We start from the raw sequence: 25,028 nt of genomic DNA, 5'->3' as shown, positions 1-25,028 counted from the left end.
GCCCGCGGATGGATTCAGGCCAGCGCCCACGCCAGCGCGAGCCCCAGGGCACACGCGCCCGCGCAGAGCCCCGCGACGAGCCAGGGGCGCCCGCCGCGAAGCCATGTGCCGGAGTCCTCCTCGACCTCTGGCACGGGCAGCGCTTCATCCCCCGTGATGGCGCGCACCAGCTCCAGACGACGGGCCTCCACCGCCGCGGCATCCACCGCTTGGGAGATGTCCACGCCGAAGCCCACCTGTGTTTCGCGGGTGGCTCGGCGCAGCTGCGCGGCCTGGGGCGGCAAGGACTGGAGCGCCCTGGCGGGATTCACCTCCGTCACGGTGACATCCTCGGGCGCGGTGGCACGGGCGCCCTGGCCTCGGCTGGCCTCTGCCCGTTCGAGCGCGACCATCAGCTTCGCCGCATCGACGGCTTCGGTAGCCGCCGCGTCTCCGCCCAGGCGGGCTCCGGAGTTCGCGGCCCCAGGGTCCACCGAGGACTTCGCAGCCACGCCAGCGTCCGCCGCCATCCGGGCACGCTCGGGCTGAACGACCGTGGTCTCCTCGTCCGCATCGAATGGCGCGCTCGCGGCCGGGCCTCGCGATGGATGGACGACGGTGGCATCCCCGTCCTCATCGAGGTGTGCCCGTTCGCCGACGGGAAGGCCCCGTCGCGCTCGCGAGGCTCCGCCCTCCACCACCGTCGCCTCGTCCTCCGTCCCGTACAGCGCGGTGACGCGAGGCGCATTCACAGCGCGGGGCAACTCCGGCGCCCTTCCAGGAATCCCGCGCACCGTGACTTCAAGTTCATCCGCGTCATCACGCGCGGCGGGCGCGGCCTTCGCTGGCATGCCTCGCGTGGAGGCATCCGGCGCGGCTGGGACATTCGCATCAGACTGGGCGGACGGCGGCGCCTTCGAAGTCTCCGCGTCGCCGCGCTCGGCCGGGACGTAGTCCTCGGGCGCGTCGATGCCTTCGTGCTCGAACGCGAGCGCGGTGGGCGGAGCGAGCACGATGGCCAACGCTGGCTCGGTGAGTGCGCGGGAACGCGGCTCCCGCAGCAGTTCGCGGAGCACGAGCTCCTCCGCCTTCTTCTCGCGGGGGAACGCGGCCGCGATGAGGCGCGCGACGTCCGCATCCCCCACGTTGGGCGCCAGCTTCGCCTTCATCCGCGCCAGCTCCGCGCCCATGGCGGCCGCGTCCGGGAAGCGATTGTCGGGCTCGGAGGCCAGCGCGCGCATCAGGAACGCATCCACGCTGGTAGGCACGCCCTGCCGGACGCTCCCCGCTGGCTCCCACTGGGGGTATGCCGCGCGCCGCCACCGCTCCACCGGGTCGCCCCGCTGCGCCAGGGGCTTCCACGCGAACAGCTCCCACAGCAGCGCGCCCACCGCGTACACGTCCGCGCGCCGGTCCACGAAGCGCTTCCGCGCCTGCTCCGGTGCCATGTACGTCAGGTTGCCAATCACCACCCGGGGCGCCGTCTGCTGCTCCTTCAGCGTGGACTGCGCCGCGCCGAAGTCGATGATCTTCACCTCGCCCGCGTAGCTGATGCACACGTTCGCGGGAGACAAATCCCGGTGGACCAGGTGCAGCGGATTGCCGAACTCATCCGTCGCGTCGTGCGCGTAGGCCAGGCCCTCACAGAGCCGCTGCCCCAGGTGGAGCATGATGCCCAGCGGCAGCGTCCGCCCGAGCTGCCGCAACCGGTACGTCAGCCGGCTGAGCGTCTTGCCCTGCACGTACTCCATGGACAGGTAGAGCTGCCCTTCCACCTCGCCCATGGCGTACACGCGCGCGATGTTCGGGTGGTGCAGCCGCACCACGACGCGGGCTTCATCCCGGAAGCGTCCGGCGAACTGAGGGCTCGCCATGAGCTGCGGGAGGACCTTCTTCACCACACAGGCACGACGAGGCGCCTCCTCACGCGCGAGGAACACCTCTCCCATCCCCCCGGCGCCAATGCGGCGCACGAGGGTATAGGGACCGAAGCGAACGGGCCCCTCGAGGGGCGCGGGCTCAACCGGTCTTGCCAAGCGAACGGAAGGCCTTTCTCGCCGCCGCGAGGACGTGCGCGACTTCCGGCTCGCCAATGGCCAGCGACACGAACGCCGCCTCGAACTGGCTGGGCGGCAGGTAGACGCCTTCGTTCAGCATGGCGTGGAAGAACTTCCCGAAGCGCGCCGTGTCCGCCTTCTTCGCGCTGGTGTAGTCGTAGACGGGCTCACCGGTGAAGAACACCGTGAGCATGCTGCCCACGCGGTTGACGGTGACGGGCACGTCCGCGGCCTTGGCCTCGGCGAGCAGGCCGACCTCCAACATGCGGCTGACCTCCTCCAGCCGTGCGTAGGTGCCGGGGGCCGCCAGGGCCTTGAGGCACGCCAGGCCCGCCGCCACCGCCACCGGGTTCCCCGACAACGTGCCGGACTGGTACACCGGGCCCGCGGGAGCCACCTTCTCCATGATGTCGCGGCGGCCACCATACGCGCCCATCGGCATGCCCCCGCCAATCACCTTGGCCATGGTGGTGAGGTCCGGCTTGAGGCCGTACAGCTCCTGCGCGCCGCCTCGCGACAGCCGGAAGCCCGTCATGACTTCATCCAGCACCAGCAGCACGCCGTGCTTCTGGCAGAGCGCCTGCAGCCCTTCGAGGTAGCCCGGCTTCGGCACCAGCACGCCCATGTTGCCCACCACCGGCTCGATGATGGCGCACGCGATGTCCTGGCCATTCTCCGCGAAGATGCGCTCCACGGCGGCCAGGTCGTTGAAGGGCGCGGTGAGCGTGAGCTTCGCCAGCGCCGACGGCACGCCCGGCGAGTCCGGCAGGCCCAGCGTCTCCACGCCACTGCCCGCCTTCACCAGGAACGGGTCTCCCGCGCCGTGGAAGCAGCCTTCGAACTTGAGGATGTGCTCGCGGCCGGTGAAGCCCCGCGCGACGCGGATGGCCGCCACCGTGGCCTCGGTGCCACTGGAGACCAGGCGCACCATCTCCACCGCGGGCATGGTGGCGCAGATGAGCTCCGCGAACTCCACCTCGCCCGCATGCGGCGCGCCATAGGACGAGCCCCGGCGGGCGGCGTCGATGATGGCGTCCAAGATGGGCGGATATGCGTGGCCCAGGATGAGCGGTCCCCAGCTCCCCACGAGGTCGACGTAGCGGTTGCCGTCCACATCCGTGAGCCAGGCACCTGTGCCTTCACGGAAGAAGACAGGGTCGCCGCCAACGCCTCGGAAGGCGCGCACCGGGGAATTCACTCCGCCGGGGATGCGGGCCTGCGCGCGAGCGAAGAGAGCCTGACTGTGAGCGTGGTTCATGGCGCGTTCCATAACATGCGGCACGAGGCAGTCTGCGTCCCCGCACGCCCGCTCCCATGCCCCCCGCTTCTTCGTGCCGTCGTCGACACATTATGGACAGTCTCAGGCAGTGCGGAAGAAACCGTCTTTCTTGTAAATCTGACTAAATTGGATGGTTTCAGCGACGCATCGTCCGGGGCTCGACACGCGCCATGCCCGCCTCCCCTCCCCACAGCCAGGCCCTTCGCGCACGAGTCCGAGGCTGGGCCCGCGCGCTCTGGCCGTTCCTCGTGTGTGGCGTCACCCCCGCCATGGCCGCCAAGCCGCCCATCCAACGTCTTCCACACCTCACCTGCCGCGCGGGCTATTTGGACTTCGAACAACTTCACGGGCTGCCGACGGTGCGAGCCGCCATCCAGCAGGCCCTGGCGCAGCACGACCCCGCCGCCCTCACCTTCCTCTCCGAACGGATTCCGGAAGTCCTGGGTGAAGACGCCCAGGCCGCGCTTCAGGTGCTCGACTGGGCTGACACCGCACCGGCGCCCGAAGCCTCCGTACTGATGGCGGGCCTGCGTGAAGCCTCCGCGGTGAGGGATGCGCGGGTGGCCGAGCGGCTCCTCACGATGGCGGAGCAGCACGCCTCCATCGACCACCGCGCACAGGCGCTGCAGGCACTGGAGACACAGGCGCGCTTCGGCGCCCCTGCGCAGGACCGGCTGATGGCGTTGGCCAGGAGAAGCACGGCCCCTCAGGGCATGTCCCTGCTCGCGGTGAGAACGCTGGGCTGGGTGATGAAGAACGACTTCCAGGCAGGAGGCTCGGAGGAGCCTTACCTCACACGGCTCCTGACACTGGCGCGGGAGTCCGAGGACCGTCACGTTCGCGCCCTGGCGGTGGAGCTGGCCGCATCCTTGTCCGTGCGACTGGATGCGCGGGCCGTGGAGCAATTGGCCTGGGTGCTCGAGAGTGACACAGATGCCAACATCCGGGAGCTGGCGGCGCTAGCGCTGTCCGATGGCCGCGACACGCGCGCGGTGCTGAAGCACTTCAGCGCCGCGTTTCCTGGAGAGCAGCGCCTGTGCGTGCGCTGGGCGCTCCTGCGATACACGCTCCGGGCCGGCGGCGCCGAGGCCCTTCCCCAGGTGCGGGACTACGCGAAGCAGGACCGCCGATTCGCACGAGACGTCGCCGACTTCCAGGCGCTCTACGACGCGGGACACGTGGACTTCGACCGGCTGTGGCTGAACAAGCGCGTGTATCACCGCTGCCCTGAGGACGTGGAGGCCCGGACGCCATGAGGAATCCGCGTGGAAGGCTCGGCTGCGTCCTCCTCGCCGGGGCGCTGGGCGCAGCCGTGGTGGGCACACGCCTCTGGAGGGCTCCAGACAGGAACACCGACCCTGTCCTCGATGCCTCGACGCCGCAGGACGCTGACGCCGGACATTCGACGCTCCCGCCCCTGCCCGCCCATGCGCAGCCGCTGAAGGAGGTGCCGTGTGAGCTCACCGCGCTCCTCGCGGAGTATCGCCAGGGCCACGCCTCACCGGCGTACCGGCGTTACGTGCGAGAACAACTCCGCGGGCTCGTGGAGTCACTGTCCGAGGACGTGCATTGGCAGCACCTCAGCAAGGAGCAGGACGCCGACGTGCTCGCCTTGCTCTCCGACACCTGGGTGCTGCGCTACGCACTGGAGGGACGGGCCCGCATCCTGGAGCGGCTGGTGGACCGCGTCAGTGAGTCACCCGACGCGCGCCTGCGTGCCGTGTTGATTCGTTCACTGCAACAGACGGGGGAGCCCTCCACCCAACTGTTGGGCATCCATGTCCTCAAGGGCCGAGACGTCTACCGCGACTGGGTGACGGACGCAGCGCCCGAGGTCCGCGCGGCCGCGGTGGAGAACTTCCGGGAGGAAGCCGCTCGCAACGCCGGCCGCTACCGCGTGGTGGCGGAGCGAGCGGTGTCGCTGGCCACCGTCGCGGAAGACCCTGCCACGGCAGCGGGACTCCTGGGCGCGTCTTCCATCGAAGCGGTGAGAGGACCGTCCGTGGCGCAGGCCCGTACATTGCTCCTGTCAGCGCAGTCCCCCGTCGTGCGTGCCGCGGCTGCACGGGCCCTGGCGACCTCGCCCGTGGCAGAGCTCTCCGCGAACCTCGATGCACTCGCCGCCCGCTACAGCGCCGAACCAGAGGCGAGCGTGCGCGAGGCGCTGCTGGAATCCATCTCCCGGCTGGGCTTGAGCCGCGCCGTGCCCGTCCTCGAGCGGCTCCGTAATGCGAGCGCCACGGCTCGAAACGAAGTGAACCCCTGGATTGCACTGCTCGCGGAGCATCCCCTGCGGTGGGAAATGCTCGATACCGCACGGAGACATTCTCGCCGATGAACGGGGCATTTTGACCTGCACCCCATTCCGGGACGCGTTAGCTACGCCGGTCACGGCCCGCTGGCCGACCACTCATCGAGGGAGAGACAGGCAATGCCCCAGACGAAGCTCGAAGCACGCAAGGCGCTCGGAACCACGGGCCTTCAGGTATCCCCCCTGTGCCTGGGTGGAAACGTCTTCGGTTGGACAGCCGACGAGGCGACCTCGTTCGCGGTGCTCGATGCCTTCGTCGACAACGGCGGCAACTTCATCGACACGGCGGACGTCTATTCGAGCTGGGTTCCCGGCAACCGCGGCGGCGAGTCGGAGACGCTCATCGGAAAGTGGCTGAAGTCGCGCGGCGCTCGGGAGCGCATCGTCATCGCCACCAAGGTGGGCTCGCAGACGGAGCTGGGGAAGGGCCTGAGCCGCGAGCACATCCAGCGCAGCGTGGAGGCTTCGCTGCGCCGGTTGCAGGTGGACGTCATCGACCTCTACTACGCGCACTACGAGGACCTGGGCACGCCGGTGGAGGAGACGATGGCGGCCTTCGACGCGCTGGTGCGCTCCGGCAAGGTCCGCGCGCTGGGCACCAGCAACCACTCCCCGCAGCGGCTCACCGAGTCACTGGAGGTATCCCGCCGCAACAACCTCGCCCGGTACGCGGTGCTGCAACCGCACTACAACCTCGTCGAGCGCAAGGACTTCGAGTCATCGCTCCGGGGCATCTGCGAACGGGAAGGGCTCGTGGTGGCGCCCTACTTCGCGTTGGCCTCGGGCTTCCTCACGGGCAAGTACCGCAAGGACCAGCCGCCTCCAAAGTCGGCCCGCGCCGAAGGCGTGCTGAAGCAGTATGGAAACGCGCGCGGCTGGGCGGTGATTGATGCCCTGGACGCCGTGACGCGCCGGCATCCGGGAGCAAACTTCGCCCAGGTCGCGCTCGCGTGGCTCGCGGCGCAGCCCACCATCGTGGCGCCCATCGCGAGCGCGACGTCCGCCAGTCAGACGCAGGAGTTGCTGGGTGCGTTCACGTTGCAACTGACGGAGGAGGACCTCCGCACCCTGGACGTTGCGTCGTCCCGCGAGGCCTGAGAAGGCTCGAAGCCCATGAGCACGTTCACCGACTTCAAAACGGCCGACCTCTGCGATGCCCACGTGGGCACCCCGCGGTTCCAGATTGCCGAGCCCGGGTTCCAGGACTACGGCGGCGTCCGGACCTTCGCGGGACCCATCAGCACGGTGCGGGCGCCCGAGGACAACTCCCTCGTGCGCAAGGCCTTGGAGGAACCCGGCCAGGGCCGGGTGCTGGTGGTGGACGGCGGAGGCAGCCGCCGCTGCGCGCTCGTGGGAGACCAGCTCGCGTTGCTCGCCCAGCAGAATGGCTGGGCGGGCGTGGTGGTGAATGGCTGCATCCGCGACGCCGAGGACGTGGGCCGCATGCGCATCGGCGTCAAGGCACTGGGCACCCACCCGCTCAAGAGCCTCAAGCGCAACGAGGGACAACGCGACGTGGAGGTCCGCTTCGCCGGAGTCACCTTCCGCCCCGGCCACTACGTCTACGCGGACCTGGACGGCATCGTCACCTCTGAGTCACCCCTGGGCTGACGCCAGGGGCCCCGGGCGGAAGTGCTGGCACTACCCGCGTCGCCACCACTTCCGCCGCGCGGCCCTCACGTCGGACCAGTCCACCAGGCAGTCCTGCACGTTCTCCTGGCCGCGCTGGGCGTCAGGCATGTCCCCGGACTCCACGCGCGTAATCAGCTCCGGCAGCCGCTCGTAGAACGTGGGCGAACGGTACTGGGGATGCAACGTCCACAGGCCCGGCGCGGCGCCCAGGAAGTCCAGCCGCCACAAGCCGCGACGCTTGAGCCTCCGGGTGACCAGGTTCTCCGGCTCGCGGTACGGCGGATTGCCCGCGCGCAAGGCACGCAGCACGTGAATGGGCGGCGCCAGCTTCGCCTGCAGCGGCCCCACCCGGCGCACCATGGCGTCGCGGTCCACGAAGAAGGCGCGGCTGCTGAAGCGCCGGAAACGGAACGCGTGGGAGCCCTGTGCATCGGGCTCGTACCAGCGACCGTCTCCCGCAATCGTCCCGTCCGCGCGCGGCGGGCCCGACAAAGGACTGCAGCTCACCAACTCCTCGCGAGACGCGAGCTGCGCGGCCGCCTCCGCCATCCAGGTGCGTGACGCTCCACCGACGAGCATGTCCGCGTCCAGGTGCATCACGTGCGGGTGCTTCGCCGCCGCGAGCCCGAAGAAGTAGGAATGGAAGGGCCCGCCGCGCGAGTCCTTCATGGGCAGCCGGGAGCCTCCGAAGAACTGCTCGGAGAGCGCCTTCGTGACGGCGGGGGAGTAGTCCACCTCCGCCACCCGGATGCGCGAGTCCGCCGAGGACAGCTCCGACAGCAGCGCGTCCATCTTCGGCTTTCGCTCCAGCCACGCACCCGCGAAGCGGCTGCCCTGGCTGCGGTGCAGGTCCAGCACGAGCAGCACCTCCTGCACGGAGGGCCCGAGTTGGCGAAGCTGATGCGGAAGGATGAGGCGCGCGTGCGGATGGTCCGTGGGCGCGAGGTTGATTTGCAGGGTGACCGGGCTCACGGAGTGTCCAGCAAGAGGGAAGTCGCGTCATCCATGACGGAGTGGACCCCACTTGCCATACCCACGGTGCGCCAGACAACTGAAGGAGGTATGGTCCTGGCAGGAGTCGAACCTGCGGCCTCTCGGTCCGCAACCGAGTGCTCTATCCTCTGAGCTACAAGACCGGAACTGCGACTGCGAGAGCGCCCCAGCCACGGGGCGCGGTGTCAGAAGGAAGCGATGCCGTCGAACAGGTCTTCCGGCTCGGAATCAGTGGAGAGGGGATTCATGGGCGTCTCCTCGGGGATGAGCGCTCCGACAGGGAATCGAACCCTGTTCACACGGTAGACGGCCGTGCTGCGATTCCAATCGCATCCCGGAGCAGTGGGGTTGACCCGGAAAAGAAAGAGGCCGGGTTCCCTCGGGGAGCCCGGCCTCTGGCCTGCCATGCCCTGTCCTTCGACGGGGCACGGTGGGTCAGAATCCAGGCGGGCGATCTCGACGGGAGGTCTCTCCCCGCTCGGAATCAAGAGCGGTGGCCTGGCCAGCGAACGCGAGCGCATCGATGCCGATGACAGTATCGTTCAGGGTGTCGGGATTCATCGGGCTCGACAGGTTCGCCGTCTTCATGGCCACCGCTCCTTTCATGGGAAATGGACGCAATGGCCGCACAGAGCCTGACGGGCTGTGCACGGGCTGAAGACAGGGACGCGATGGCGGAGGACGCACAGCAGCAGGGCTACACCCAGTGGGCACCGCCTATCGAGATGGCGGATGCGGTGGACGCGTTCTGGCAGTTCTGGGTGCCCCGAAAGCAACACGGCGTCCCCCTCCCCCGGCAGCACCGGGTGCTTCCGGATGGCTGCACCGACCTCATCTTCGGCTTCCAACACGCCCCAGGCCCGGTGTGGCTGGCCGCACCCCGGCTGGCCGTCGTCGGCCCCATGAAGCGCTTCGTCCTCGTCGACCTCGAGCCCGGCGGGGTGAGCCTGGGCGTCAGGCTCCGTCCTGGCTGGGCGCAGGCCCTGCTGGGTGTCAGTCCGCGTGAACTCTGCGGACTCAACGTCTCCGCCCAGGACTGCTCGCCCGCCCTCACGCAGCTTCAGCGGCGGATGGAAGACTGTGCCTCGCCCGCCCAGGCCATGGCCCTGCTCCAGCAGACCATCGCCCGACGCTGGGCTTCGTTCCGGAGCATCGCGAAGCCGCGTGCCGTCCAGGCCCTGGGACACATTCAAGCCTCGTCGGGGCAGGTGCGCATGGCCGCGCTCGCTCGCGCGCTGGGCGTGAGTGAGCGCACCCTGCACCGGGACATCCTGGACGAAGCCGGCGTACCGCCGAAGCTGCTCGCGCGCGTCCTGCGCTTCCAGCGGGCGGTGTCCCTGCTGCGCTCCCGCGAGGGCACGGACCTGTGTGACGTCGCGCTCGAATGCGGCTACGCGGACCAGGCGCATTTGTCACGAGACGTGCGGGAACTGGCCGGCGTGTCACCCACCGCACTCGTGGGTTGAGCGCTGTCCGATTCCTTCAAGACAGGCCCGCGCCATCCGTGTGACGACGCACTCACACAGACGTCCCACTGACCGACAGGAGTCCGCCATGAAGCTCGGCTACATCATCCTCTACGTACCGGACGTGAGCGCCGCCATCGCGTTCTACGAGAAGGCCTTCGGACTGGCGCGCCGCTTCATCCACGAGAGCGGTGGCTACGCGGAGATGGAGACAGGCACCACCGCCCTGGCCTTCGTCGAGGAAGGCGCGGCGAAGGAGCACGGCTTCACCGTGCGCCATCTGCGGCCGAAGGAGGACGCGGCGGCCATCGAACTGGCGCTCGTCACCACCGACGTGGCCGCCGCATACACGCGCGCCGTGGAGGCGGGCTCCGAGGCCACGCAGCCTCCCAAGCAGAAGCCCTGGGGGCAGACGGTGGCCTACGTGAGAGACCTCAACGGCGTCCTGGTGGAGCTCTGCTCGCCGATGGAGGGGTAGTGACAGCGCACCCCAAGCGCGCGCTCTTGTCCAAGCTGAGCTACGTCCCGGAAACAACCTTGCCGCGGGCGGGATTCGAACCCGCAACCGGGTGGAGCGAAACCCCAGCAGGATAGCGCCCCTACCTTGCAACCTCCCGGAGTGCTTCGGATTCACCATCCCGCCGCGTTCCCTGTCGTCCCGCCCTGTTCCGGAGCGCTCCGCAGGTTCATGCGGCACACGTGCAACATGGAGGGGCCTGATAGAGAGGGGCCGAGTTGCGGATGGCTCGACCTCTCTTGTACCGACAGTTGGGGCCATCGAGTGTGGCCGTAGCCTTTGCGAGCCTGACAGGTATGCGGCGCCCGCCTCACCAACCTGCGAAGCCGGGCTATTGGTCACGCTTCTTCGTCGGGGAGGAGTGTCCTCAGAAGCTCGTCATCAGGACCTAACCCCCTTCAGGGAGTCGGGTAAGGGGCTGACGGGTTACGTCATGGAGGGGGGGGCATCCATGGCCTGGCAGCCGAGAGCCCCGACCCTGACCGGCAGATTCGCGACTGGGTAACGCTCGCGCCACACGCCCCCTCGTCCATGCACTCCTCGGCGAGAGCCCGAATCGGCAAGCCCCAAGCTTTCTTGGCCGCGTTGCTCACGCCTGACCTCTACTGCCGCTTCCCGCTCAACAGCCTTGGCCCCAGCTCCCCTGCGATTGTCGACCAAACGAGGTGCTGAACTGGCTGGCCATTTTCGAGGACCGTGCCGATGTGGAACGGCTCCGCAACGCGAGCGGGGCTGCAATGAAGATTCACCGTCAACCGGCCAATGGGAGAGGCCCGGACCGGGCTCGGCATGCCCCGGAACACGCAACCGAGGAGGCGCGGCTGCGACTCTTCCCTCTCCGAAAATAGAACGATGGCCAGCAGTCCGGCGGGGTGAGCGCTGGGCTTGGGTGCACTCAGGTCCATGAGGCCCCTGCGCGGTTGCCCTCGGTGCCGCGCGTCGCCGTCGTCGTCCCGTCCGGCGGCCGCGCGTCACTGGTGGGCGCCGTGGGGTCGTCCGCCGTCACCTTGCCCGCGTGCGGCGCGCGCTCAGACGCGACCTTCGGGCTCAGCCGCCACTCGCTCTCCGTGATGAGCCGCGCGCCGCGCGTGCTGAACAGGTAACTCCACACCCACGTGACGAACACGCCGAAGCGGTTCTTGAAGCCCACCAGGTACCAGACGTGGATGAAGAGCCACGCCACCCACGCGACGAAGCCCGTCAGCTTGGCGCGGCCCGTCTCAGCGATGGCCCGGTGCTTGCCGATGGTGGCCATCGCGCCCTTGTCCTTATAGCGGAAGGGCGTGCGGGGGCGGCCGCGCAGGTCCGCGAGGACGTTGCGCGCCACGGCTCGGCCCATCTGCATGGCCGCAGGCGCGACGCCGGGCACGAGATTACCGTCCAGTTTCACGTGGGCCACGTCACCCGCGGCGAAGACCTCCGGGTGGCCGGGCAGCGTGAGGTCCGCCGCCACCTGCACGCGCCCCGCGCGGTCCAGCGGCACGCCGAGCCCGCGCGTGAGGCACTCGGCCTGCACGCCTGCAGCCCACACCACCGTGCGCGAGGCCAGGCGCTCGGAGCCGAGCGTCACACCCTCGGCGTCCACCGCCGTCACGCGTGCCTCCGTGCGCACTTCCACGCCCAGGGCCGCAAGGTCGCGGTGCGCACGCACACTCAGCTTCTCGCTGAAGGACGGCAGAATGCGTGGGCCTGCCTCCACGAGGAAGACGCGCGCGCGGGACGGTTTGATGCGGCGGAAATCGCGCACCAGCACCGTGCGGCTGATGTCCGCGATGGCGCCCGCCAGTTCCACGCCCGTGGGGCCTGCGCCCACGACGACGAAGCTCAGGAGCGCGCGCTGGCGCTCGGCGTCGCGCTCGTTCTCCGCCTGCTCGAAGGCGCTGAGGATGCGGCGGCGCAGCTCCGTCGCCTGCTCCAGCGTCTTGAGGCCCGGGGCGAAGTCCTCCCACTCCGACTTGCCAAAGTAGCTGTGCTGCGCGCCGCACGCGATGACGAGGTAGTCGTAGCGCAGCCGCACGTCGCCCTCGCCGCCCACCCAGCGTTCCTTGAGGTTCACCCACGTGACGCGGCCCAAGTGCACCGACACGTTGGGCTTGCGTGCGAACTGCGAGCGGATGGGCACCGCGATGTCCGCGGGGCTCAGTCCGCTAGTAGCCACCTGGTAGAGCAGCGGCTGGAAGAGGTGGTGGTTGCGTTGGTCGAGGACCGTCACGTACAGCGCCGAGTGGCGCGCGAGCGCCTTGGCGGCCGTGAGTCCGGCGAAGCCCGCCCCCAGCACGACGACGTGCTTCTGGCCGGGGGCGAGCGGAGGCGTGATGGGGTCCATGGGACATCTCCTTCACCTGGCCGGCGCACACGGCCGAGTCACCGTGGTGCACCACCATGGCGTTGATGAGGCTCAGCCGATAGGCGCGGTGCGCGTCGTCGCCAAGGCTCGACACGTACTGCGCGCGCTCGTACAGCGACCGCCCGGCGCGCACGCGCTGGGCACGAAGCCAAGATTGCCGCTCGTCTGAGAGGCCCCGTGAGAAGCCTCTTGGGGGCGCACTCTCGCGGAAGGCCAAGACCTGGCTCGGCGAGCCACGGCCGAGGCGCGGCTGCCCGAGCGCACTGCGCGCTCGGACAGACAGCCCCTAGTGCGCGTCCCCGCCGCTGGTGAACTTCAGGCCGACGACAGAGACGACCATGAGTCCAAGGAAGAAGAAGCGCCCCAGTGTGGCCGGCTCACGGAAGAGCACGATGCCAACAAGCGCGGCGCCCAAGGCCCCAATTCCAACCCAAACCGCGTACGCAGTCCCGGCCGGCAGCGTGCGCATCGCGATGGACAGCAGCGCCAGGCTGCTAATCAACGTGACGGCAACAAAGAGACTGGGCCAAGGCCGGGTGAAGCCCTGCGTATACTTGAGGCCCACAGCCCAGCACGTCTCCAGCAACCCAGCAACGAGAACAAGCAGCCACGACATAACGCACCCCTGGTCAGGGCGTCGTCTTACGTAACCGGGTACGGCGCATCTCGTCCGGGCAGGGCTGCAATCTGAACTGAGTGCAGCTGGTGCGGCTGGCGTACTAGCCCAGCGAGGCCGTTTTGTCCACCGCAGTAGCTTCTGAGTCGACAGGCTGGATGCTGGGCAGACAGGTAGCTTGGCGGCGTTGAGCGCGATAGCGCGTAGCAGTCGCGGTGGAGTTGCCCCCGTCAAATCGGACAGCTCAGGCTTGGGAAATAGCAATACGGAATTCGCGGGGTGACATCATCTTCAATCCGCGATGAGGGTGGCATCGGTTGTAGTCGTCGAACCAGGCGGGAACCTGCGCGGGCCCTACGTGTTCTGCCTGGATGACGGCAAGCCGCTGACTGCCCATAGGATGGACAGGCCGCGTCGACGAGCGGGCATCGCTCGCGAGATGGGAATCATCGGCTGGCACGACCTGCGCCACACCTACGGAAGCCACCTCCCCATGCGGGGCGTTCCGCTGAAGTGAAGGTCATTCAGGAGCTGCTGGGCCACGCCACCATCGATATGACGGAGAGCGGTACGCCCATCTCAGCCCGGACACGCGGAGGAACGCCGTCAGCGTCCTGGACCTGCCTGTTGCGCCCGCGTGCGACACAGGTGCAACACGGACGGAGGCCGTTGCCAACCTTGCGTAACTAGACTCGGAAAACTTGCCGCGGGCGGGATTCGAACCCGCACCCTCTGCATTCTGAGTGCAGCGCCTCTACCAGTTGGGCTACCGCGGCGTTATTCGATGACGGCAACCCGGGTGGGTTGCCGGAAAGCGGTCGACGGGATTCGAACCCGTGTTCACCTGGATGGCGACCAGGGGCCTGACCACTCGGCCACGACCGCATGTGCTGCGACGACCCGGAAAAGAAAGAGGCCGGGTTCCCTTGGGGAGCCCGGCCTCTGGCCTGCCATGCCACGTCGATGGACGGGCGAAAGGCGTCAGAGTCCGGGCCATCTACCGCCAATGGGTAGACCGGGCAGCACGGGAGCGGGCAGCAGGGCGACGGGCGCGAGCACGCCGATGCCGATGACAGTGTCGTTCAAGGTGTCGGGATTCATCGGGCTCGTCAGGTTCGTCGTCTGCATGTCACCGCTCCTTTCTGTGAAAAATGACGCGCTGGAAGCGCGGGACCTGACATGGCGCCACGCCTGTCACCGGCCCGGACCACGGATGGGGTAAGAAGGCCCCGGAGCCTGCGCCGCCTCCCCCTGGCCGAGGTCACCCGGGCGGCGCACCCCTCGATGAAGACCGTTCCCTGCCTGCTCGCATGGTCCGCGATGCTGTCCCTGTCCGGGTGTGCGGACACCGGCGATGACTGCGGCCTCGTCCCGCTTCCAGGTGGCATGGGGCAGAGCCCGCCCCTGCTATCGCTGGAGGTCCCCGCGGAGCTCCACGTCCAACCGAGCATGAACTTCATCTGTGAGGGCCCCGACACCTCCCAGGTCCCCGACAGCATCACGGCGGAGGTGTTCGACCCGAACAACCACACCGTGGCCTCAGAGGCGTCCCTCACCGGCAATGGACAGGCGGCCACCGTCCGCTTCACCCCGACGACCACCGGACGCCACCATGTCCGCGTCGCCTTCGCACCGGTGGGCAGCCTCCAGCAGTTCGGCGCCTACGTGTCACGCGCATGGACCGGAGGAGGTCCGACGGTGCTCCCGCTGCCCCGCTGCACGCAACTGGACCGCACCACGCATGGCACCTGGCTGTGTGACGGCGTGGCGGTGCACGCGGCGAACGGAACCCAGACGCCACTCGGCGGCGTCTCTGGCATGCCCGACGTGGCCGTCGCGGGAAATGTCGTCTGGGTCGTGGGCGAGGACAGGGTGCGCCGCTTCGTCGACACCGGCTCGGAACTCGAGCTCACCGGCTCGCTCCTGCTCAACCAGCGCGACACGGTGAAGGTCATCCAGAGCCGGCTCGCCACCGCGGATGAGCTGTGGGTGCTCGACTCGGAGCGCCTGCACCGTTTCGCCTTCACCCCAGAAGGCGTCGTCACCGGTGCCGCCCCCACGCCGTGGGGACGGGTCAACCAGCTGCCCTTCGGCGTCGACATGGTGCTGGGCCTGCTCGTGCGTCTGGGCCCCGACACGGTCAGCGTCATCCAGGCGACGCAGGACCCCGACAGCCGCGCGTGCACGTTCCGGTTGGGCCCGGACGGGGCCTTCGTCGCCTCGGAGGCGCCGTGCCAGCGCCTGCCGGGCGTGCCAGCGGGCATCGAGGACGGCGCGGTGTGGACCCGCGTGGACTCACTGCTCCTGCCGCAGCCAGGACAGACGTTGTACCGATGGGCCGCGGTGGATGGCGCGCTGACTGAACGAGGCACCCTGGTGGTGGACGCGCCACTCGATCTGGTGAGCGCGCCCCTCCGCCCTGGCTTCGCAATCCCCTTCATCCAGTGGCGGCAATCACGCGTCGGCTCCGTCGTGCCCGTGCCACCCGAGTCACAGGGCCCGCTGGGACTGGAGCTGCTGCCGGGCAACGCTGACCTGTCTCCCGGACTGCGGACCCTCTCTCCGCGCTTCTACTGGGAGGCCGGCGGCGGGCAGGGGCTCGGTGGCACGCGGGTATACGAACGGCGTGCGTCTCCGTTGAAATAACGAGACGGTTGGGGCACACACGGAAGGAAAAGCGCGAAATGTCGCCTGCCTGCCTCTCGCGATACCTGGCCTTCCGGGTGTAGAGAGGCCGGCGCGCCGCGGCACCACGCGCTCCACCCGACACGCCCGGAGGTGAGCCCCCATGATGGAAAGCCCCCAGAGCGCCGCGCTCTCCATGGAGGAACTGCACGAGGCGTGGCCCGTGCTCTCCATCGATGAGCGGCTGGAGGGCTTCCGGCTGCTTCCCGCTTCGGTGGCGGACGACTTCTTCCTGGCGTTGTCGGCGCGTGAGCAGGCGGAGCTCATCCTCCACCTTCAGCCGGCCGAGCGACGGACCTGGGTCCGGCTGCTGCCCCCGGACGACCTGGCCGACCTGGTACAAGCGGTGGAGCCCGAGCAGGCGGAGTCCATCCTCTCGCAGCTCGACGACGCCAGCCGCCGCGAAGTCAACGTGCTCCTGGCCTACGCGGAGGACGACGCTGGCGGTCTGATGAATCCGCGCTTCGCACGCGTGCGGCCGGACATGTCCATCGACGAGGCCATCAGCTACCTGCGCAAGCAGGCGCGGGAGCGGGTGGAGACCGTCTACTACGCCTATGTGCTCGACGCCGAACAGCACCTGCTGGGCGTGCTGTCCCTGCGTCAGCTCTTCCAGACGGCCAGCGACAAGCGCGTGGCGGACGTCATGCAGCGCGACGTCATCACCGTGTCGGAAGACACCGACCAGGAGGCCGTGAGCCGACTGTTCACCGAGCACGGCTTCATGGCCCTGCCCGTGCTCGACGTCCAGCAGCGGATGAAGGGCATCGTCACGGTGGACGACATCGTCGACGTCGTCCAGGAAGAGGCCACCGAGGACATCCAGAAGGCCGGCGGTATGGAGGCCCTGGAGGCGCCCTACTTCGAGACCGGCTTCTTCGGCATGTTGAAGAAGCGCATCGGCTGGCTGCTGGTGCTCTTCCTGGGGCAGATGCTCACCGCCACCGCGATGAGCAGCTTCGAGGACGAAATCGCCACCGCCGTGGTGCTGAGCCTCTTCGTGCCGCTCATCATCTCCTCGGGCGGCAACTCCGGCAGTCAGGCCTCCACGCTCATCATCCGCTCGCTCGCGCTGGGCGAGATGCGACTGAGGGACTGGTGGCGCGTGGCTCGCCGAGAGCTGCTCTCCGGCCTGGTGCTGGGCGTGGTGCTGGGTGTGGTGGGCCTAGCGCGCATCCTCATCTGGAACTCCATTTCCGGCGTCTACGGGGAACACGCCTTGGTGCTGGGCATCACCGTCGCCCTGTCCGTGCTGGGCGTCGTGACGTTCGGCACCCTGGCCGGCTCCATGCTGCCCTTGGTGCTGCGAAAGTTCGGCTTCGACCCCGCGAGCGCCTCCGCTCCCTTCGTGGCCACACTGGTGGACGTTAGCGGCGTCCTCATCTACTTCACCGTCGCCAGCCTCCTGCTGCGCGGTACGCTGCTCTGAAGCACCGGGGCCCGTGAGGCCGCGGCTTCGCGGGAGACACGGCCATGCTTCACCTGACCCCACGGCGCACCCTCGACCTGGAGGCGCCCGTCGCTCCAGGACGTCCTGCGCACGTCTCTGTCTTGAGCGGACTGGTCCGCGCGGGCGACTGGCTCTACACCGTCGCGGACGAGCCGCTGAACCTGGCCGCGTTCCCCCTGTCGGGGGCAAGTCCCGGGCATGGCGTGGCGCTCTTCGCGAACCACCAGCCCGACGAGCCCGTCTCCCTCAAGTCGTCGCATCCCGACTTGGAAGTGCCATGTCTGCTCGCGCCCCAGGGCAGCTCGCCCCACGGTTCGCTGCTGGTGCTGCCGGCGGGCATCTCCGCAGGCAGGCAGCGCGGCGCGCTGGTCGCCCTGGGCGCGGACGGCACCCTGGCGGGAGACGCCCGGGCGGTGGACGTCACGGCGCTGTACACCCAAATCAGCCGGGAGTTCGGACCGCTCCGTATCGCCGGGGCGGCGATGTCGGGCGGACTGCTGCGGCTGCTCCAGCGCGGCAGCGGCGAGCCCGGCACCGACGCACTGGTGGACCTGGACGCGGAGCGGGTGCTGCGCGGACTGGAAGCCGGCGCGCTGGGCCCGGACGTGGTGCGCATGACGCGCCGCTGGGAGCTGGGACAGGCCGGAGGCATGCGACTGTCCTTCACGGCGGCATCGCCGCTTCCCGGCGGGCGGATGGTCTTCACCGCGACCGCGAAGAGCACCGGCCCGACGGCAACCGTGGGCGGCTCCGTCGTGGGCGTGCTGGCGCCGGATGGCTCGCCGCAGTTCCTCGACGCGCTGGAGGGCCACATGACGGTGACGGGCGTGGATGCCCGGGTGGAACAGGGGCGCGTGCGGCTGCTCCTGGCGGCCCTCTCCGAAGATGGGGCGGGCCCCGCGAACCTGCTGGAAGCGACGCTGGACGTCCCGGCGTAGGGCGGCGTGTCCGCCCCGCGTCAGTCGTGCTCGTGCGCGGCTTCCTCGGGGCGGCCACCTACGGCTTCCAGCGACGTACGCGCCGGGCGGACGCGGTCGAAGGCCACCTCGCGCTGCCCCACGCCCGCGGCCGTGGTGTTGGCGATGCGCCGACGCGCCCTCGCGATGTAGTCCTGCACCAGCGCGGGGTCGGGGTGCGTCTTCAGCGCATCCACCCACGTCTCGATGGCCTTCTCATTCTCTCCGGCGTCGGCGCGCAGCTTGCCCATCTCGAAGAGGGCGTGCGGCGCCAACTCGGAGTCCGGGAAGCGCGTGCGCAGGTCCGCGAAGGTGCGGGAGGCCTCCTGGCGGCGGCCCTCCATCATCGCGATGGCCTGGGCCTGGAGATACAGGGCGTCATCCACGTAGGCGCTCGTGGGGAAGCGCTCCATGACACGGCGGGTCTCCAGCTCGCACTGCTGATAGTCGCCCAGCTCGAAGTAGAGCTTGGTGACCAGGTAGTGCAGCTCCGCGCCCTGCGGTGGATTGAGCTTGAGGGCCGCGGTGAGCTGGTCGATGGCGCCGCGCAGGTCGCGGTAATGCACGCGCAGCAGGTCCGCCAGGATGATGCGGGACTCGAGCGCCTCCGGCGACTCGGGGCACTGCTGGATGAGCTCGCGGTAGACGCCCACCGCCTCCTTCACCTTGCGCTGCTCCAGCCAGTAGACATCCGCGGCCCCCTTGAGGGCGCGCGCGCGGAGCACCAGCGCCTCCGGCGAGGAGTCGTGGCGAAGCGCGTCGAAGGCCTTGCGGTACTCGACGAGCGCCTCGTCGGGCCGCTTCTCGTAGGTGGCGTCACGGGCCCGCTGGAGATGGTCCACGGGCTTGTCCCGGCACGCCGTGGCGGCCAGGGACAGCACGGCGAGCGCGAGCCGCAAGGACTTCATCAGTCGCAGGCCTCCGGCGTCACGGTGACGCACTTCGTGTCCTGACAGCGGACGCAGACTTCCACCGGCGAGACGTCGGTGACGCAGACGTTGACGCGCGAGGTGCGCGGGCAGTCCTCGGACGTGACGCAGCGGTAGGGCTCCCCGCCATCACGCGTGATGTCGCTGGCCGTCGAGCCACAGACTTCCAAGTCGTTGCATCCGAAGAGGCCCACCGCGATGGCGGCGAACGCTCCGCACAAGGCGCGTCTCACGGCGGCGGTTCTACCCGGATTCGCCCGCGTCGTCACTGACGCCCCGCTTGCTTGCCTGGCTCATTGGCACCGCGGAGGAGCCTCGTTCTCGATTCTGGGACAGGGATGTCAGGTGTGTCATGGAGCACCCGGTGTCAGGGCCGTTCTGGGCGCTCGCGTCAAGGCGCCGCCGGGGAGATGGCGGCGAAGGCAGCGGTGGAGACATGCTGGGCCATTGCAGCAACGACACCCATGACCCTTCCATCCCATCCAAGAGCCGTCATCACCGGAGCAGGCAGCGGCCTGGGCCGCGCGCTCTGCGAGGAGCTCGCACGCAGGCGGGCCCGCGTGCTCGTCACCGACATCAACGCAACCTCCGCCGAGGAGACGGCGCTGCACGTCACCCGCGCGGGAGGCGAAGCCCACGTCCATGTCTGTGACGTCACCGAGCCGGCCCAGGTCGAAGCCATGGCCGACGCCGCGCAGCGGGTCCTGGGCGGCGTGGACCTGCTGGTCAACAACGCGGGCGTCGTCAGCGCGGGCCCGGTGGGCGAGCTGTCGCTCTCCGAATGGAAGCGCGTGCTGGACATCAACCTGTGGGGCGTCATCCACGGCTGCCATGTCTTCGTCCCCCGGATGCGCAGGCAGGGGTCCGGCCACATCCTCAACATCGCCTCCGCGGCGGGGCTCGTGTACGTGCCTGACCTGGCGGCCTACAACGTGTCCAAGGCGGGCGTGGTCGCGCTCTCCGAAACACTCCACGCCGAACTGAAGGCCACCGGCATCGGCGTCACCGTGGCGTGCCCCAGCTTCTTTCGCACCCGAATCGCCAGCGCGGGCCACTACACCAACGACACGCTTCGAACCCTCGCCGGCATGATGCTGGATGAAGCCCGCGTGGGCCCGGAGGTCGTCGCGCACAGGCTCCTGAAGGCCGTGGATGCGCGAAGCCTCTACACCGTCCCCATGGCGGATGCGCGCTGGGGCTGGCGCCTGCGCCGCATGTCCCCCAGCCTCTTCCTCCGCGCCGTCGCCGCGATGGACCGCTCCGCTCGCGCGTGGCTTCTGCGACGACGCTGAGCCCCTTCACGGCGCTGGCCGACAGCGGCCGCGCTCGATGAGGCTCGGCGGCAGCATCCCGTCCTCGCCCGGTTTGCAGATGGGCTGCATCAAGGTGCGCGCCTCGCCCTCACGTCCCTGGCGCATCAGCACCATGGCCAGTTCCTCGTGGAGGATGAGCGGCAGCGCCGTCCCCGCGAAGAAGTGCACCAGGATGTGCTTCTGCGCGACCGCCACGCGCAGCTCCGACTCCGCGAACATCTCCGGCGCGAAGCCCTGCTCGGCCAGCAGCTTGTGCACCAGGTACACCGCGAAGGGCTCGCTCGCCTGTGCGTCCGTGGCATTGGACGGGCCCTCCTGAGGCCGCGGGGGTTCGGGCATCGGCTGCACGGACAGACACCGGGTGCGCCGCTGGAGCGGGTGTTCGTGAAGGATGGTGAGCGCTTCTGGCGGGTGCAGCTCGCGCAGGTTCCGCTCATCACCTCCGAGGGAAACTACGCGCGGCTGACGTTGGATGGGCACGAGCCGCTGCGACTGCGCTCGCTGACCTATCTGGAGGAGCGGCTGGACCCGGCGCGTTGCTTCCGCGCCAGCCGCCAGCACCGCATCAACCTGGACTTCATCGAGTCCCTGGAGCCAGGGCCCAGCGGCACGCTGGTGGCGCGCCTGCGCAGTGGCCGCGAGGTGGAGATGTCCCGCCGTCAGTTGTTGCCGCGCGGCGCCTTGCCGGAGGTGAGCACCGCCTTGTCCACCGAGGCGACACCACTGCCGCGCCGCTTGAGCTGACGCGCGCGGTCCTCCTGCTTCTTGTAGTGCTTCATCATCGCGACCATGTGCGGGTCGGACGTCTCGCAGTGCAGCTGCGTCACCTGCTGGTGGCGGCGGCCAAGCTCCTGCCACGTCTGGAGCATGGCCTGGTTGCCCAGGAGCCGCTCCTCGACGGAGTCGAGCACCGCGTCCATCGCCTCGCCTTCGGCCTCCAGCGCCGAGAGACGCTCCTGAGCCTCCTGAGAGGGCGACATGCACCCCGTGCCCAGGGAGAGTCCCATCACCATGGAAAGCCCGAGCCACCTCCGCCGAATCCCCACGTCGCCTCCCGCAGTGTCTCGCGCCGCCCACCGGCCGCTTACGCGAAACGCAAGCTAGGGAGGCACCCCCGGGGCGACAACCCGCTCAAGCAGCAGAGGCAGTCGTTTTTTCAGCAGGCGACGGTTCCCGACACTGGCGGCGCGGGGGGCAGGTCGGCGGCGGAAGGGGGTGCGCGCACACCGGCGTCCAGCCAACGACGTGCGGACGCCCGCGCACTGTCCGGTGACGTCTACTTCGGCACGGCCTTGAGCGACGCCTTGCCGTCCTTGATGACGACCTTGAACTCCACCGCCTTCGCGTTGTGCTGCTTGAGCAGCTCCGGCACCTGCTTGCGCAACGTGGCCGCCACCGACTCGTAGGACAGCTTCGACGTGTCCTCCTGGCAGCGGCGCTTCGCGGTGACGTACGCGTCGTAGACGGCACGCAGCTTGTCGTCCGACATCCCGCCGCCGCTCGCCGAGGGAGGCCGTGCCGCCGTGGCGGGAGGTGGCATCGAAGCGGGCCGCGACGACGGAGGGATGCTGCCGGCCGCGCCCGTTCCGGGGGCCTTCGACGGGGGAGGCATGCTCCCGGTGCCGGTGGCCACGGGCCGCGACGGAGGCGGCGTGCTGGCCACGACGCCCGGTGCCTTCGCCGCCATGCCCGGCGGCGCCACCGACGTGCCGTGGGCGGGCGTGCCAGCCACCGCGGACGTCACGGTGGGCAGGCCGCGCGGCGGTGTCCCCGCCACGGGCGCCACGGAAGGAATGCCCGTCAGCGGCGCCACGGCGGGGGTGCCTCGCAGCGGCGTGCTTCCCACCGCGGGCGTGAGGGGCGCGATGGCGGGCATCAGCGGCGCGACCGCGGGCGTGCCCTTCGACGGCGTTCCACCCGTGGCCTGGAGATAGCTGGTGGCCACCTGCGGCTCATTGACGGGACGGGGGCGGCTCAACTCCTCCACCTCCTCGAAGTCCATGTCGGAGATGTCCTCCGGCAGCTCGACCACGCCCTTCTGGCCCACCGCGCCCGTCGCGCTGGCCTTCCGGCCCTCCGCGCGGCGGCGCGCCTTGAAGACATCCCGGCGATAGGTGCCCGCTTCGATTTCCTGGAGCGTGCGCACCCACAGCCGTTCGTACGTGAGGAACTTGTTGTACAGGCTGGCGACGCGGAACTTGGCGGAGGTGCTGCGGATGAACGCGCCCTTCAGCTTGTTCATCCGCTTCTTGAGGTCTTCGTGAGCACGCGACGGCGCCTGACGCTCGTAGCCCAGGAAGTACTGTTCATAGAGGTTGCGGAGGACGGCGACCTCCGCCTCCAGGACTTCGCACTCCTGGAGGACGGCCTCGCTGGAGCCGGGGTCGGCCGAGGTGGACCTGCCAGCGAAGCTCTTGGAAGCGGACTGTCGGGCGTCGGGGGGCGGCATGACTCCTCAGAGTGTCCCCAAGAGGCCCGCGCGATTCAACCTCACGCAGCCGAGGGGGTAGGCCCCAGGCTTGCCGCCTCGCTCTCCCGGCGGCGGCCCTTCTGGGCGAGCAGCACCGCGCCAAAGGTGAACATGCACAGGGAGATGAACTGGCTGGTGGAGACATTGTACCACGCCTCCAGGGGCACCGCCGCCGCCAACTCCCCCGCCCCCAGCGACTGGAGCAGGCCGTGCAGGGTGCCGCGCTCCACGTCCCCTCGGAACAGCTCCACCGTGCTCCGCAGCACCGCGTAGGCCATCAGCCAGAACGCCAGGACATGGCCATGGAAGCGGCGGTAGCGCCGGGCGTACAGCAGCCCCACGAACAGCACCAACTGCCCGACGGACTCAAAGAGCTGGGTGGGGTACACCCCCAGGGTGTGGCCCTGCTGCGCCACCCAGTCTGAGATGCGCACCGCGCCAGGCGCGGCGTGGTGGAAGATTTCACCCGTAGCCTCCACGACGTACCGCGTGTCCTGGAGCTGGGACGAATACGCCAGGCTGGACGTGTTGCCGAGCCCGCCCAGGAGGTCCTGCGCCACCCCGTTGCCGGGGAAGTGCACCGCGGTGGCGGCATGCGCGGGCGCCACGTCCCCCCAGCAACACCCCGCGCTGAAGCACCCCAGGCGGCCCAGGCACTGGCCCAGCGACACGGTGGGGATGCACACGTCGGCGAGGCGCCAGAAGTCCAGGCCATGCATCCGCGCGAACACGTACGCGGCCACGGACGCGCCAATCAAGCCGCCGTAGAAGACGAGCCCTCCGCCCAGGGAGAGCACCTGCGTCCAGTCACGGGCGTAGTCCTGCCAGTTCACGAGCACGAAGAGCAGCCGGCTCCCGCCGATACCGCCGAGCAGAATCCAGACCGTCATGTCCATGATCTGCTCGCGCTTCTTCGGCCCCTCCACGTCCACCCACGCCCCATCCTTCAGCTCCAGCGTGCGCCATTCGTCCTGCGCCAGCCGGCCCGCCACCGTCACCGCGGTGGTGAAGCCCAGGGCCAGCAGCAGGCCATAGGTGTGCACGGGGATGCCCTCGCCCTTGGCGCCCGGAAAGGCCCCGGGCGGCAGCGCGTACTGCAGGGCGAACCAGGCCAGCACCGCGCCCACGACGCCATACCCCGCGGCCCGCAGCAGCCTGTCTTGCGAGGACACTGGCGCGCGCGTGCCCGTCCGGGCATCCAGCTCACCCTCGGCGCTGCGCCAGCCGTTGAAGACGACGTAGCCCACCGTGCCCGCGGCCATCGCGTACAGCAGGAGCTGCGACCAGAGCGAAGTGAAGGTGAGGTGGACGAGGACGGGGAGCATGGCAACAAGGCTACCCTCGTTGCGCGGGCGGGACGACACGCATGCGCGCATCCGGGCCCGACCGGCTGCTCGGCCCGATTCGGCGGACTAGGCCTGGGTGGGGGCCTGGGCCGGCTTCTCCTTGCGGACGAAGGAGTCGACGATGAGCATGCCCACGCCAATGCAGATGGCCGCGTCGGCGACGTTGAAGGACGGGAAGGTCGCCTTGTCGAACCAGTGGGCCTCGAGGAAGTCGATGACGAAGGCCCGGGCGACGCGGTCGATGTAGTTGCCCAGCGCGCCGCCCAGCACCAGCGGCAGCCCCCACAGCGCCCACTTCTCTTCCGGGTCCGTGCCGGTCAGCTTGCGGAAGTTGAAGGTGATGAGGATGAGCGCGCCAATGATGGCCACGTGGAAGAGCGGCCCCCGCGCCTCCGGCGGCATGCTCCGGAACATGCCCCACGCGGCACCCGGGTTCTCCAGGTAGCGGATGCGGAAGAACGACTCCGAAATCTCGATGTGCCGCCGGGGCTGATAGTGCATCCCCGTGAAGCCCTTGGGGGGCGGCTCGGAGTACATCGCGGCCAGGCGCTCGCCCAGGCTCTCCTTGCCTTCCATCTGGGTGGTCAGCTCGCGGACGACGAGGTACTTCGTCCACTGGTCGAGCACGATGACGCCAAGGGTGACGGCGAGGAGGATGATGTATTTGCGCGGCACGGGCCGG

General features: G+C 69.3%; 25 protein-coding genes, 3 tRNA genes, 1 pseudogene and 1 riboswitch. Of the genes and pseudogenes, 12 read left to right on the top strand and 17 right to left on the bottom strand.

What is annotated here, in order from left to right:
• Positions 1-14 precede the first annotated feature (14 nt).
• Together BHS09_RS01945 and hemL are read right to left on the bottom strand one after the other, a co-directional pair.
• The gene (locus BHS09_RS01945; protein WP_140797014.1) at positions 15-2,015 is read right to left on the bottom strand and encodes a serine/threonine protein kinase; all 2,001 of its coding nucleotides are present in this window, start codon (positions 2,013-2,015) and stop codon (positions 15-17) included.
• A complete protein-coding gene (gene hemL / locus BHS09_RS01940) occupies positions 1,999-3,294 on the bottom strand; it encodes a glutamate-1-semialdehyde 2,1-aminomutase (RefSeq protein WP_140797013.1) in 1,296 nt (431 codons plus the stop codon). Before hemL ends, BHS09_RS01945 begins: the two co-directional genes overlap by 17 nt.
• 191 nt (positions 3,295-3,485) lie before the next feature.
• Between hemL and BHS09_RS01935 the strand changes: the two genes are divergently transcribed.
• From BHS09_RS01935 to rraA, 4 genes are all read left to right on the top strand, one after another.
• The gene (locus tag BHS09_RS01935) at positions 3,486-4,571 is read left to right on the top strand and encodes a hypothetical protein (protein WP_174260482.1); all 1,086 of its coding nucleotides are present in this window, start codon (positions 3,486-3,488) and stop codon (positions 4,569-4,571) included.
• Positions 4,568-5,653, top strand: coding sequence for a hypothetical protein (locus BHS09_RS01930; RefSeq protein WP_237080135.1), 1,086 nt, complete (start codon positions 4,568-4,570; stop codon positions 5,651-5,653). The genes BHS09_RS01935 and BHS09_RS01930 overlap by 4 nt, the downstream gene beginning before the upstream one ends.
• Before the next feature lie 93 nt (positions 5,654-5,746).
• The gene (locus tag BHS09_RS01925) at positions 5,747-6,724 is read left to right on the top strand and encodes an aldo/keto reductase (RefSeq protein WP_140797012.1); all 978 of its coding nucleotides are present in this window, start codon (positions 5,747-5,749) and stop codon (positions 6,722-6,724) included.
• Positions 6,725-6,739: 15 nt separating this feature from the next.
• Complete coding sequence (rraA, locus tag BHS09_RS01920) at positions 6,740-7,237, top strand: ribonuclease E activity regulator RraA (protein WP_140797011.1); 498 nt, start codon at positions 6,740-6,742, stop codon at positions 7,235-7,237.
• Between the two features lie 30 nt (positions 7,238-7,267).
• Here rraA and BHS09_RS01915 read toward each other — a convergent pair whose 3' ends face one another.
• The 3 genes from BHS09_RS01915 to BHS09_RS38490 form a co-directional block, all read right to left on the bottom strand.
• Positions 7,268-8,230: a hypothetical protein gene (locus tag BHS09_RS01915; RefSeq protein ID WP_140797010.1), complete on the bottom strand. Its 963-nt coding sequence runs from the start codon at positions 8,228-8,230 to the stop codon at positions 7,268-7,270.
• A gap of 91 nt (positions 8,231-8,321) precedes the next feature.
• Positions 8,322-8,394, bottom strand: a tRNA-Arg gene (locus BHS09_RS01910).
• A 292-nt stretch (positions 8,395-8,686) separates the two neighbouring features.
• Positions 8,687-8,839, bottom strand: a complete 153-nt coding sequence (locus BHS09_RS38490) for a hypothetical protein (RefSeq protein ID WP_161605114.1) — start codon at positions 8,837-8,839, stop codon at positions 8,687-8,689.
• Between the two features lie 32 nt (positions 8,840-8,871).
• On the opposite strand from BHS09_RS38490, the gene BHS09_RS01905 reads away from it, so the two are divergent.
• Complete coding sequence (locus BHS09_RS01905) at positions 8,872-9,717, top strand: AraC family transcriptional regulator (protein ID WP_237080134.1); 846 nt, start codon at positions 8,872-8,874, stop codon at positions 9,715-9,717.
• Between the two features lie 88 nt (positions 9,718-9,805).
• The gene (locus BHS09_RS01900; RefSeq protein WP_140786815.1) at positions 9,806-10,195 is read left to right on the top strand and encodes a VOC family protein; all 390 of its coding nucleotides are present in this window, start codon (positions 9,806-9,808) and stop codon (positions 10,193-10,195) included.
• 934 nt (positions 10,196-11,129) lie between these two features.
• Here BHS09_RS01900 and BHS09_RS01895 read toward each other — a convergent pair.
• Together BHS09_RS01895 and BHS09_RS01890 are read right to left on the bottom strand one after the other, a co-directional pair.
• Complete coding sequence (locus tag BHS09_RS01895; RefSeq protein ID WP_140786814.1) at positions 11,130-12,560, bottom strand: NAD(P)/FAD-dependent oxidoreductase; 1,431 nt, start codon at positions 12,558-12,560, stop codon at positions 11,130-11,132.
• Between the two features lie 307 nt (positions 12,561-12,867).
• Positions 12,868-13,197, bottom strand: coding sequence for a DMT family transporter (locus BHS09_RS01890; RefSeq protein ID WP_140786813.1), 330 nt, complete (start codon positions 13,195-13,197; stop codon positions 12,868-12,870).
• 15 nt (positions 13,198-13,212) lie between these two features.
• Positions 13,213-13,270, bottom strand: a riboswitch (guanidine-III (ykkC-III) riboswitch).
• Positions 13,271-13,537: 267 nt separating this feature from the next.
• Between BHS09_RS01890 and BHS09_RS39125 the strand changes: the two are divergent.
• Positions 13,538-13,883 (top strand): annotated as a pseudogene (locus tag BHS09_RS39125) (tyrosine-type recombinase/integrase); the annotation flags it as partial.
• A gap of 16 nt (positions 13,884-13,899) precedes the next feature.
• On the opposite strand, the gene BHS09_RS01880 reads toward BHS09_RS39125, so the two are convergent.
• From BHS09_RS01880 to BHS09_RS38785, 3 genes are all read right to left on the bottom strand, one after another.
• Positions 13,900-13,973: transfer RNA gene (locus BHS09_RS01880), tRNA-Leu, on the bottom strand.
• A gap of 37 nt (positions 13,974-14,010) precedes the next feature.
• Positions 14,011-14,082: transfer RNA gene (locus BHS09_RS01875), tRNA-Gly, on the bottom strand.
• A gap of 96 nt (positions 14,083-14,178) precedes the next feature.
• Positions 14,179-14,325 carry a hypothetical protein gene (locus tag BHS09_RS38785; protein WP_011550518.1) on the bottom strand — a complete coding sequence of 49 codons (147 nt, stop codon included), beginning with the start codon at positions 14,323-14,325 and terminating at the stop codon, positions 14,179-14,181.
• Between the two features lie 156 nt (positions 14,326-14,481).
• Between BHS09_RS38785 and BHS09_RS01870 the strand changes: the two genes are divergently transcribed.
• The 3 genes from BHS09_RS01870 (at position 14,482) to BHS09_RS01860 (ending at position 18,270) form a co-directional block, all read left to right on the top strand.
• Positions 14,482-15,843: a PPC domain-containing protein gene (locus BHS09_RS01870; RefSeq protein ID WP_140797008.1), complete on the top strand. Its 1,362-nt coding sequence runs from the start codon at positions 14,482-14,484 to the stop codon at positions 15,841-15,843.
• Between the two features lie 142 nt (positions 15,844-15,985).
• Positions 15,986-17,311 carry a magnesium transporter gene (gene mgtE / locus BHS09_RS01865; RefSeq protein ID WP_140786811.1) on the top strand — a complete coding sequence of 442 codons (1,326 nt, stop codon included), beginning with the start codon at positions 15,986-15,988 and terminating at the stop codon, positions 17,309-17,311.
• 44 nt (positions 17,312-17,355) lie between these two features.
• A complete protein-coding gene (locus BHS09_RS01860; protein ID WP_140797007.1) occupies positions 17,356-18,270 on the top strand; it encodes a DUF6929 family protein in 915 nt (304 codons plus the stop codon).
• Between the two features lie 20 nt (positions 18,271-18,290).
• Here BHS09_RS01860 and BHS09_RS01855 read toward each other — a convergent pair whose 3' ends face one another.
• On the bottom strand, positions 18,291-19,196 hold the full coding sequence (locus BHS09_RS01855) for a tetratricopeptide repeat protein (RefSeq protein WP_140786809.1): 906 nt from the start codon (positions 19,194-19,196) through the stop codon (positions 18,291-18,293).
• Positions 19,196-19,486: a hypothetical protein gene (locus BHS09_RS01850; RefSeq protein WP_140786808.1), complete on the bottom strand. Its 291-nt coding sequence runs from the start codon at positions 19,484-19,486 to the stop codon at positions 19,196-19,198. Before BHS09_RS01850 ends, BHS09_RS01855 begins: the two co-directional genes overlap by 1 nt.
• A gap of 195 nt (positions 19,487-19,681) precedes the next feature.
• Here BHS09_RS01850 and BHS09_RS01845 point away from each other — a divergent pair, with 195 nt between their 5' ends.
• The gene (locus BHS09_RS01845) at positions 19,682-20,509 is read left to right on the top strand and encodes an SDR family NAD(P)-dependent oxidoreductase (RefSeq protein ID WP_140786807.1); all 828 of its coding nucleotides are present in this window, start codon (positions 19,682-19,684) and stop codon (positions 20,507-20,509) included.
• Between the two features lie 6 nt (positions 20,510-20,515).
• Here BHS09_RS01845 and BHS09_RS01840 read toward each other — a convergent pair whose 3' ends face one another.
• Entirely contained in the window at positions 20,516-20,869 is a 354-nt protein-coding gene (locus BHS09_RS01840) for a hypothetical protein (protein ID WP_162520978.1), read from the bottom strand.
• Positions 20,870-20,914: 45 nt separating this feature from the next.
• Between BHS09_RS01840 and BHS09_RS01835 the strand changes: the two genes are divergently transcribed.
• Positions 20,915-21,274, top strand: a complete 360-nt coding sequence (locus BHS09_RS01835) for a LytTR family DNA-binding domain-containing protein (RefSeq protein ID WP_237077946.1) — start codon at positions 20,915-20,917, stop codon at positions 21,272-21,274.
• On the opposite strand, the gene BHS09_RS01830 is transcribed toward BHS09_RS01835, so the two are convergent.
• The 4 genes from BHS09_RS01830 to lspA all read right to left on the bottom strand — a co-directional run bounded on the left by BHS09_RS01830 (position 21,190) and on the right by lspA (position 25,021).
• Entirely contained in the window at positions 21,190-21,576 is a 387-nt protein-coding gene (locus BHS09_RS01830) for a hypothetical protein (RefSeq protein ID WP_140786805.1), read from the bottom strand. The genes BHS09_RS01835 and BHS09_RS01830 overlap by 85 nt on opposite strands.
• A gap of 230 nt (positions 21,577-21,806) precedes the next feature.
• Positions 21,807-22,979 (bottom strand): MXAN_5187 C-terminal domain-containing protein, encoded by a 1,173-nt coding sequence (locus BHS09_RS01825; protein WP_140786804.1) that lies wholly within the window; start codon positions 22,977-22,979, stop codon positions 21,807-21,809.
• A 41-nt stretch (positions 22,980-23,020) separates the two neighbouring features.
• Complete coding sequence (locus BHS09_RS01820) at positions 23,021-24,325, bottom strand: prolipoprotein diacylglyceryl transferase (RefSeq protein WP_140786803.1); 1,305 nt, start codon at positions 24,323-24,325, stop codon at positions 23,021-23,023.
• Between the two features lie 87 nt (positions 24,326-24,412).
• Positions 24,413-25,021: a signal peptidase II gene (gene lspA / locus BHS09_RS01815; RefSeq protein WP_140786802.1), complete on the bottom strand. Its 609-nt coding sequence runs from the start codon at positions 25,019-25,021 to the stop codon at positions 24,413-24,415.
• Between the last annotated feature and the right edge of the window lie 7 nt (positions 25,022-25,028).

The sequence above is a fragment of the Myxococcus xanthus genome (assembly GCF_006402735.1).
Classification (GTDB): Bacteria; Myxococcota; Myxococcia; order Myxococcales; family Myxococcaceae; genus Myxococcus; species Myxococcus xanthus_A.
Note: the sequence above shows the minus strand (reverse complement) of the source record. Positions and strands in the feature narration are given on the sequence as shown.